This window comes from uncultured Flavobacterium sp., assembly GCF_963975005.1.
Classification (GTDB): domain Bacteria; phylum Bacteroidota; class Bacteroidia; order Flavobacteriales; family Flavobacteriaceae; genus Flavobacterium.
In genome coordinates this window covers 1-9,214 of record NZ_CAXBFR010000116.1, presented here as the reverse complement: position 1 = coordinate 9,214, position 9,214 = coordinate 1, and the positions used below count along the sequence as shown (strand labels likewise).

The window sequence follows — 9,214 nt, the reverse complement described above, 5'->3', positions numbered from 1 at the left end:
AAATCATATTTTATTTTTAATACTGCTAAAATAAGCAAAAGTTTTACTATTAAAATAAAAAACCACGCAAAAAGCATGGTTCTTTATTCAAATTTTTATGTTGTCTAGAATTAAGCTTTGATTGAACAACCAATAGCTTTAGTTGTTTTAACTTCTACTTCTTTTCCTTTTAAAAGTGAATTTACAGCATCTTCGACATATTTTACTTTAACGGCTTTTTCATCTTCGTAATTATCGTCAATTGCACCAATATATTTCACAATATTACCTTTAGCCGTTTTCTCTAAAATATAAACATGTGGCGTTTTTGTCGCTCCATATTGAGGATATATTTTTTGACCTTCATCAAATAAATAAGGAAAAGTAAATCCTTTTTCTTTGGCTCTAACAATCATTAATTCAAAACTATCGTCTTTGTTTTTTTCTGGATTATTTGGATTAATGGCAATCACAGGATATCCTAATTTCTTGTATTTTTTGTCTAAAGCAACGATTCTTTCTTCGTAAGCTTTTGCATATGGACAATGGTTACAAGTAAAAATTACAATGAAACCTTTTGCATCTTTATAATCTTTTAAAGAAACCATTTTATTATCGATGTTTTTCAGAGAAAAATCTGTGGCAACATCACCAATTTCATAACCTGTAGCTGTATCTTTTGTCGTGAAGGCAAAAATAAATACACCAATTAATCCTAATAAAGCAATTCTAAATTTTTTCATTTTTCTTTTTTTTAATTTATAAATGTTTTAACTTCTTTTTCTAACTGTTCATATTCAAACGATTGTTCGTAAAACTTTCGTTTTTCTTTGTTTATTATTAAAGTAGCTGGAATAGCACCAGACCAATCTTTATCAATCTTTTCAATCCAACTGTTTGCATCTGGATCATTTAATAATAAAACTTCAACATTCATTTTTTTCTTTTCTAAAAAAGGCAACAAACTCTTTTCAACAGATTTTGAAAAATCTAAACTCACTAAAACCAATTTAAAAGGTTTGTCTTTATATGTTTCTTGTAATTTTAAAAAACTAGGTAATTCTTTAACACAAGGAGCACACCAAGTTGCCCAAAAATTATAAACATAAGTTGTGTCGTTTTCAATTGTCATGTAAGCTTCTAAACCTTTATAATCAAACGATTTAACTTCATAATTGGCGCTTTTATATATTTTCAAAGGTTTTGGAATTTCACTTTCTTGAGCTACTGATGTAAACCCAAAAACAATAAAAAACACAAAGGATAAAATTGAAAACGAAAACTTCATAAACTGCTTATTTAATTTCAAAATTAATCAATTCAATACTTAATAATAGTTACTTTAACATAAATTTATTGCAACTTCTTAGCTTCAAAATGCTTATTTTTACCAAAATTATTAAAATGAGTGATTATATAGTTGGAGAAAAATTTGAAGGCAAAACATTTGAAGAAACTGACATAAAATACAAAGAATTTGAAGATTGTCAATTCATAAATTGTGATTTTACAAGTTGTACTTTTCAAAATGAAACATTTGTTGATTGCACTTTTACAGATTGTAATTTTAAAAATACTAAAATCAATTACGTTTCTCTTCGAGATGTCTTATTCATAAAATGTAATTTTACAAGTGTCAATTTTGCAATGACAGACCAAGTTTTATATCATTTTAATTTTCAGGATTGTATTTTAGATTATGCTCAATTTTACAAACTGAAACTCAAAAAAATGCGTTTTGACAATTGCAGTATGGTTGCCGTTGATTTTATGGAAACCGATTTAACCGAAAGCATTTTTAATAATTGCGATTTAAGAAGAAGTGTTTTTAGTAACACTATCGCTAATAAAGCAGATTTTCACACCAGTTATAATTACGTAATTGATCCAGAAGTTAACAAGCTTAAAAAAGCTCAATTTTCTTTGGATGGATTGAAAGGTTTATTAGAAAAATACGATTTAATAATAAGAGATTAACACAAAATTTGTTTTTTACAAAATAGTTTCTATATCTTTGCATAAGAAATAAAAAACATGAACACATTTTTAAATACTACTTGGTGGTGGAACAACTTACTTCAAAAGACGTGAGCGAATCCTCCTATAGTATAATTTAAACCAAATACATAGAAAAGGCTTGTCAATCACGACAAGCCTTTTTTTTTGTTCTGAATTTATTTCAGAATTTCATAAATTTTAAAATACAAATAATGAAAACATATAAATTAGATACTAATTTCAAACAAATTCTAGCAGACACAATGACTCCTGTTAGTGTTTATTTAAAAATAAGAGATAAATTTCCGAATAGCATTTTACTAGAAAGTTCTGATTATCATGGAAATGAAAACAGCTTTTCTTACATCTGCTTCAATCCAATTGCTTCTATAAAAGTTGAAGATAAAAAAAATGAAACTAATTTTCCTGATGGATTTTCTGAAATTATTCCCCTTGACAGTCATGTTAGTGTTGTTAATGAAATCGAACAATTTTCCAAGCAATTCATTACAGATGAAAACCAATTTAAATTCATCACGCAAGGACTTTTTGGATACATTGCTTATGATGCGATTCAACATTTTGAAAAAATAGAAATTGCTGAAAAATCTACAGAAAATAAGATTCCAGAAATCTATTATGCTGTTTACCAAAATATAATTGCTATAAATCATTTCAAAAATGAAGCTTACATTTTCTGTCATTCATATGAAAATGAAAACAACATAGCTGAAATCCAACAATTGTTGCAAGCGAAAAATTTTGCTTCTTTTAACTTTTCTAAAAATGGTGAAGTAGTTTCAAATTTGACTGATTCTGACTTTAAAAATTATGTGACTTTAGCCAAAAAACATTGCCAACGTGGAGATGTTTTCCAATTGGTTTTGTCCAGACGTTTTTCTCAAGATTTTAAAGGTGATGAGTTTAATGTTTATCGTGCTTTAAGAAGTATCAATCCTTCTCCTTACCTATTCTATTTTGATTATGGAAATTTTAAAATATTTGGATCATCACCCGAAGCACAATTGGTTATCAAAGATAATCATGCAGAAATTCACCCAATTGCTGGAACTTTCAAACGAACAGGAAATGATGAAGATGATGCTATTTTAGCCAAAAAATTAAACGAAGACAAAAAAGAAAATAGCGAACATGTCATGTTGGTGGATTTAGCCAGAAACGATTTAAGTAGAAGTTGCAACGATGTGAAAGTTGAAAAATACAAAGAAGTCCAGTTTTTTTCTCACGTAATTCATCTAGTTTCCAAAGTAACCGGAAAATTAAAACCCAATCATCCTTTTATGGAATTGGTTGCCAAAACGTTTCCTGCTGGAACTTTAACAGGTGCTCCAAAATATAAAGCTATGGAACTAATTGAATCTATTGAAAAAACAAATCGAAGCTTTTATGGTGGAGCGATTGGATTTATGGATTTTGAAGGCAACTTTAATCACGCGATTATGATTCGAAGTTTTTTAAGTAAAAATCATACCTTACACTTTCAAGCTGGAGCTGGAATTGTAGCTAATTCAATAGAAGAAAACGAAACACAAGAAGTTTATAATAAATTAGGAGCTTTGCAAAAAGCTTTGGATTTAGCTGAGAATATTTAAAAATTAAATAATTTAAAGATTTAAAGATTATTTAAAACAAATTTTTAATCTTTTAATCCTTCAATCTTACAATAAAATAAAACATGAAAATAGTAGTCATAGATAATTACGATAGTTTTACTTATAATTTAGTCCATTATTTAGAAGATTTGAATGCAGAAGTTACAGTTTTTCGTAACGATGAATTTGAATTAGATGAACTAGAAAAATTTGATAAAATTTTACTTTCTCCTGGTCCAGGAATTCCGGATGAAGCGGGTTTGTTGAAAGATGTTATTAAGAGATTTGCATCAACAAAAAGCATATTTGGTGTATGTTTAGGGTTACAAGCCATTGGTGAAGTTTTTGGTGGAACATTAACGAATTTAGAAAAAGTATATCACGGTGTAGCTACAAAAGTCACGCAAACAGAAGATGATTTTATTTTCAATGATTTACCAAAAGAAACGGAAGTGGGTCGTTACCATTCTTGGGTAGTTTCAAATGAAAACCTTCCTGAGGATTTAATCGTAACTAGCCTTGATGAAAACGGACAAATTATGTCTATGAAACATGCAACTTATGATGTTCGTGGTGTACAATATCATCCCGAAAGTGTCTTAACTCCAAATGGTAAAAAGATATTAGAAAATTGGCTTTTGAATTAGTAATTAGTGTTCAGTCAATAAATTTTAGCATCAAGAGATGCTGAACTAAATTCAGTATAAAAAATGAAAACCATATTAAATAGATTAATCAATCACGAAATACTTTCTAAAGCAGAAGCTAAAGATGTATTAGTCAACATATCAGCCGGAAATTATAATACCAGTCAAATTTCAGCATTCCTAACCGTTTACATGATGCGAAGCATTACGATAGAAGAACTTTCAGGTTTTCGTGAAGCATTGTTGGAACTTTGCATTCCTGTAGATTTCTCAGCCTACAACACTATCGATTTATGCGGAACAGGTGGTGATGGAAAAGACACATTCAACATCTCAACTTTAGCTTCATTCATTGTTGCTGGAACAGGAATTAAAGTCGCAAAACATGGAAATTACGGAGTTTCTTCTATTTCAGGTTCTAGTAATGTGATGGAAAAAATGGGTGTGAAATTCACGAATGACATTGACTTTTTAACCAAATCAATCGAAGAAACAAACATCGCAATTCTTCACGCACCTTTATTTCATCCAGCCATGAAAAATGTGGGACCAATACGAAAAGAATTAGCCGTAAAAACCTTTTTCAACATGTTAGGTCCAATGGTAAACCCATCCTTCCCAAAGAATCAAATGGTTGGTGTTTTTAGTTTAGAATTAGCTCGAATGTATGCTTATTTATACCAAAACACAACAACAAATTACAGTATTTTGCACGGATTAAGTGGTTTTGATGAAGTTTCGTTAACTGATGATGTAAAGATAATTTCAAATCATTCAGAGCAAATTTTAAAACCCATTGATTTTAATTTTCCAAGCATCAAATTAGAAAGTATTAAAGGTGGAAACACAATCGATGAGGCAGCCAAAATTTTTCATAATGTCATTTCAGGAAAAGGTTCAATCGAACAAAACAGTGTGGTTTGCGTAAACGCTGCTGTTGCGATTCAGACTATAGAAAAATCTAGTTATGAAGATGCTTTAGCCAAAGCACAAGAGAGTTTAATTTCTAGAAAAGCATTTGAAAAATTGAATCAGTTAATTAAAATTAGTAACTAATATTATGAAACAAATTTTTTTAGCATTATTTATTCTATTCCTAAGTTGTTCAGGAAAAGAAAAAAAAGTCACTAATGAAAATTTACAACTTTCAGATAAATGGATAGAATATAAAACGAAAGATTCAATTCCAAAATTACTAAAATTAGTTCTTGACAAACTAAATAAAGAAAGCTTTAAAATTGCGAATCAAGATGAAGTTTTTAATGCAACAGATGTTATGCTAAATGATTCAATTCCTAATAAGCAATTAAGACTTCTTGCAACTAAAGATAATAAATAGAGGTTAGTTTATATTCAAGGTGGATTTGGAAAATACTATGTATATAATGAATGTAAAATTATTAATAACTCTATTTCAGATTTTAAAATATGTGAAACTCTTATAAAACTTGAAAATAATGATACCATAACTAAATTGATAAGTAAAAATAAAATTACACTAAAAGATATAAGACTGAAATAGATTTTATTTCACTAATTACTAAAAAATGAACATCCTAGATAAAATCATAACCGACAAAAAACGAGAAGTTGCTTTAAAGAAAAGTATCCTCCCAGTTACGCAATTAGAAGCTTCCGTTTTATTTAATGGAAGAACCAATTCAATGGCAAAATTGCTAAAAAATAGTTTGTCAGGAATTATTACCGAACACAAACGTCGTTCTCCTTCTAAATCGTTAATCAATAATAATCATTCTGTTGAAGATGTCGTTTTAGGCTATCAAAATGCAGGTGCTTGTGGCATTTCGGTTTTAACAGATGGTAAGTATTTTGGTGGAAGTTTAGACGATTTATTGTTAGCTAAAGCTTCTGTAAACATTCCCTTATTGCGAAAAGAATTTGTGATTGATGAATATCAAATTCTAGAAGCAAAAGCGAATGGTGCAGATGTAATCTTACTAATTGCAGCTGTTTTAACTCGTGAAGAAATCAAAAGATTATCTGAATTCGCTCAAAGTTTAGCTTTGGAAGTTTTGTTAGAAGTGCATAATCAAGAAGAGCTAGAAAAATCGATTATGCCAAGTTTAGACATGATCGGTGTAAACAATAGAAACCTAAAAACCTTTGAAGTTAGCTTGGATTATAGCAAAGAATTAGCCCATCAAATTCCAACTGATTTTGTAAAAATTTCAGAAAGTGGCATTAGTACTGTTGAAGCTGTAAAAGAATTACAACAATTTGGTTATCAAGGCTTTTTAATGGGAGAACATTTTATGAAAACCGATAATCCTGGAAAAGAAGCAAGTGAATTTATTCGAAAAATTTCCTTGAAATGAAAAAGATAAAATTAAAGATATGTGGTATGAAATATTCTAATAATATTGAGGAAATTGCTTCATTAAAACCAAATTATTTAGGCTTTATTTTTTGGAATAAATCAAGTCGAAATTTCGATTTACAAGAACTCCCAAAATTAGATTCTGACATCAAAAAAGTGGGTGTTTTTGTTGATGCAACTTTGGAAGAAATTCAGGATAAAATTAAAACTTTTCAATTAGATGTCATTCAATTGCATGGAAAAGAATCTTTAGAATTTTGTTCGGATTTAAAGAAAGAAAAAATTGAAATTATAAAAGCTTTTTCAATAGATAATGATTTTGATTTCAGTCGATTAAAAGCTTATGAAAATGTTGTAGGTTACTTTCTATTCGACACTAAAGGAAAATTACCTGGTGGAAACGGAACTACATTCGATTGGCAAGTGTTAAAGCATTACAACTTACAAAAACCTTTCTTTTTAAGTGGAGGAATTGGTTTAACCGAAATAGACAAAATACAAGAATTTCTTGATTCTGATTTATCCAACTATTGTTACGCCATTGATGTAAACAGTCGTTTTGAAACAGAACCTGGATTAAAAAACAAAAATGAATTAGAAAAGTTTAAAAAAGTGCTAGATGAAAACAAAATATAACGTAGACGAAAACGGATTTTACGGCAAATTTGGGGGTGCTTTCATTCCTGAAATGCTACATCCAAACGTAGAAGAATTAAAAGAAAATTACTTAAAAATAATGGCTGAACCTTCGTTTAAAGAAGAATGTAATCAGTTATTGCAACAATATGTTGGACGTCCAACTCCTCTCTATTTTGCCAAACGTTTATCCGAAAAATACAACACAAAAATCTATCTAAAAAGAGAAGATTTATGTCACACCGGTGCTCATAAAGTAAACAACACCATCGGACAAATTCTAATGGCAAAACGTTTGGGTAAAACTAGGATTATTGCCGAAACTGGTGCTGGTCAACATGGTGTGGCTACTGCAACCGTTTGTGCCTTAATGGGTTTAGAATGTATTGTTTATATGGGTGAAGTGGATATAAAACGTCAAGCACCAAATGTAGCTCGCATGAAAATGCTAGGAGCTGAAGTTAGACCAGCAACTTCTGGTTCAAAAACCTTGAAAGACGCTACCAATGAAGCGATTCGAGATTGGATTAACAATCCTGTAGATACTTTTTACATTATTGGTTCTGTTGTTGGACCTCATCCATATCCAGATATGGTTGCTAGATTTCAAAGTGTTATTTCTAAAGAGATTAAAGTACAATTGCAAGAACAAGAAGGTAGAGAAAATCCAGATTACGTAATTGCTTGTGTTGGTGGTGGAAGTAATGCAGCTGGAGCCTTTTACGAATTTTTAGAAGATGAATCGGTAAAATTAATCGCTGTTGAAGCTGCTGGTCATGGAGTAGATTCTGGGGAAAGTGCTGCGACTTCTGTTTTGGGAAAAATCGGAATTATTCATGGAAGTAAAACCTTATTGATGCAAACAGAAGACGGACAAATTACAGAACCGTATTCTATTTCAGCTGGTTTAGATTATCCAGGTGTTGGACCTTTGCATGCACATTTACATGACTCGAATCGTGCTGAATTTATTGCAATAACTGACAAAGAAGCCATGAAATCTGGTTTAGAAATTTCAAAAATGGAAGGAATTATTCCAGCTATTGAAACGGCTCATGCATTTTCTGTTTTGGATAAAAAACAATTCAAACCAACAGATATTGTTGTGATCAATTTATCAGGAAGAGGTGATAAAGATTTGAATACTTATATTGATTATTTCGGATTTTAAAATATAATCGCAAAGAGCCCAAAGACTTTACACAAGGTTTAAAAAAATAAAACAATGAACAGAATAAATAAAAAAATTCAAGAAGATAAAAAACTGCTTTCTATCTACTTTACAGCAGGTTATCCTAAAATAAATGATACAGTTTCCATAATTGAAGAATTAGAAAAAAATGGTGTAGATATGATTGAAATTGGATTGCCTTTTTCTGATCCTTTAGCAGATGGACCAACAATTCAGGAAAGTTCTACTATTGCAATTGAAAACGGAATGACGACTTCGCTCCTATTTGAACAATTAAAAGACATTCGAAAAACAGTTCAAATTCCTTTAATAATTATGGGCTATTTTAATCCGATGATGCAATTTGGAATGGAGAAATTTTGTCAAAAATGTGCCGAAGTTGGTATCGATGGCTTAATCATTCCTGATTTGCCTTTATACGTTTATGAAACTGAATACAAAGCTATTTTTGAAAAATATGATTTGAAAAATGTGTTTTTAATAACACCTCAAACTTCAAACGAACGAATTACTCAAATTGATGCTATTTCAGATAGTTTCATTTATATGGTAAGTTCTGCAGCCGTTACTGGAAGTCAATCTGGTTTTGGAAATGAACAAATGGATTATTTCAAACGAATTTCAGATTTAAATCTAAAAAATCCTCAAATAATTGGTTTCGGAATTAAAGATCATGAAACTTTTTCACAAGCCACAAAACATCAAAAAGGTGCTATCATTGGAAGTGCTTTTATTAAGTTTTTGGGTAAAAATAGTATTGATAATATTGGAGATTTTATTCGAATGACAAAAAAATAAAAGTCAATTAAAC

The 9,214-nt window shown here is 29.8% G+C and carries 11 protein-coding genes; 9 read left to right on the top strand and 2 right to left on the bottom strand.

Going from position 1 to position 9,214, the window contains the following annotated elements:
* Nucleotides 1–110 precede the first annotated feature (110 nt).
* Both AACZ53_RS12080 and AACZ53_RS12075 read right to left on the bottom strand, forming a co-directional pair.
* Nucleotides 111–722, bottom strand: coding sequence for a thioredoxin family protein (locus AACZ53_RS12080; protein WP_339838795.1), 612 nt, complete (start codon nt 720–722; stop codon nt 111–113).
* Between the two features lie 11 nt (nt 723–733).
* Entirely contained in the window at nt 734–1,267 is a 534-nt protein-coding gene (locus tag AACZ53_RS12075; protein WP_339838793.1) for a TlpA family protein disulfide reductase, read from the bottom strand.
* A 116-nt stretch (nt 1,268–1,383) separates the two neighbouring features.
* Here AACZ53_RS12075 and AACZ53_RS12070 point away from each other — a divergent pair, with 116 nt between their 5' ends.
* The 9 genes from AACZ53_RS12070 to trpA all read left to right on the top strand — a co-directional run bounded on the left by AACZ53_RS12070 (nt 1,384) and on the right by trpA (nt 9,201).
* Nucleotides 1,384–1,956, top strand: coding sequence for a pentapeptide repeat-containing protein (locus AACZ53_RS12070; protein ID WP_339838790.1), 573 nt, complete (start codon nt 1,384–1,386; stop codon nt 1,954–1,956).
* 233 nt (nt 1,957–2,189) lie between these two features.
* The gene (locus AACZ53_RS12065) at nt 2,190–3,590 is read left to right on the top strand and encodes an anthranilate synthase component I family protein (RefSeq protein ID WP_339838787.1); all 1,401 of its coding nucleotides are present in this window, start codon (nt 2,190–2,192) and stop codon (nt 3,588–3,590) included.
* An 83-nt stretch (nt 3,591–3,673) separates the two neighbouring features.
* Nucleotides 3,674–4,237 carry an aminodeoxychorismate/anthranilate synthase component II gene (locus AACZ53_RS12060; protein ID WP_339838784.1) on the top strand — a complete coding sequence of 188 codons (564 nt, stop codon included), beginning with the start codon at nt 3,674–3,676 and terminating at the stop codon, nt 4,235–4,237.
* 63 nt (nt 4,238–4,300) lie between these two features.
* Complete coding sequence (gene trpD / locus AACZ53_RS12055; protein WP_339838782.1) at nt 4,301–5,293, top strand: anthranilate phosphoribosyltransferase; 993 nt, start codon at nt 4,301–4,303, stop codon at nt 5,291–5,293.
* Nucleotides 5,294–5,297: 4 nt separating this feature from the next.
* Nucleotides 5,298–5,576 carry a hypothetical protein gene (locus AACZ53_RS12050; RefSeq protein ID WP_339838780.1) on the top strand — a complete coding sequence of 93 codons (279 nt, stop codon included), beginning with the start codon at nt 5,298–5,300 and terminating at the stop codon, nt 5,574–5,576.
* A gap of 208 nt (nt 5,577–5,784) precedes the next feature.
* Nucleotides 5,785–6,573 carry an indole-3-glycerol phosphate synthase TrpC gene (gene trpC / locus AACZ53_RS12045; RefSeq protein WP_339838777.1) on the top strand — a complete coding sequence of 263 codons (789 nt, stop codon included), beginning with the start codon at nt 5,785–5,787 and terminating at the stop codon, nt 6,571–6,573.
* The gene (locus AACZ53_RS12040; protein ID WP_339838774.1) at nt 6,570–7,211 is read left to right on the top strand and encodes a phosphoribosylanthranilate isomerase; all 642 of its coding nucleotides are present in this window, start codon (nt 6,570–6,572) and stop codon (nt 7,209–7,211) included. Before trpC ends, AACZ53_RS12040 begins: the two co-directional genes overlap by 4 nt.
* Entirely contained in the window at nt 7,195–8,382 is a 1,188-nt protein-coding gene (gene trpB, locus AACZ53_RS12035; protein WP_339838772.1) for a tryptophan synthase subunit beta, read from the top strand. Before AACZ53_RS12040 ends, trpB begins: the two co-directional genes overlap by 17 nt.
* Nucleotides 8,383–8,436: 54 nt before the next feature.
* Nucleotides 8,437–9,201 carry a tryptophan synthase subunit alpha gene (gene trpA / locus AACZ53_RS12030; protein WP_339838768.1) on the top strand — a complete coding sequence of 255 codons (765 nt, stop codon included), beginning with the start codon at nt 8,437–8,439 and terminating at the stop codon, nt 9,199–9,201.
* Nucleotides 9,202–9,214: the final 13 nt, after the last annotated feature.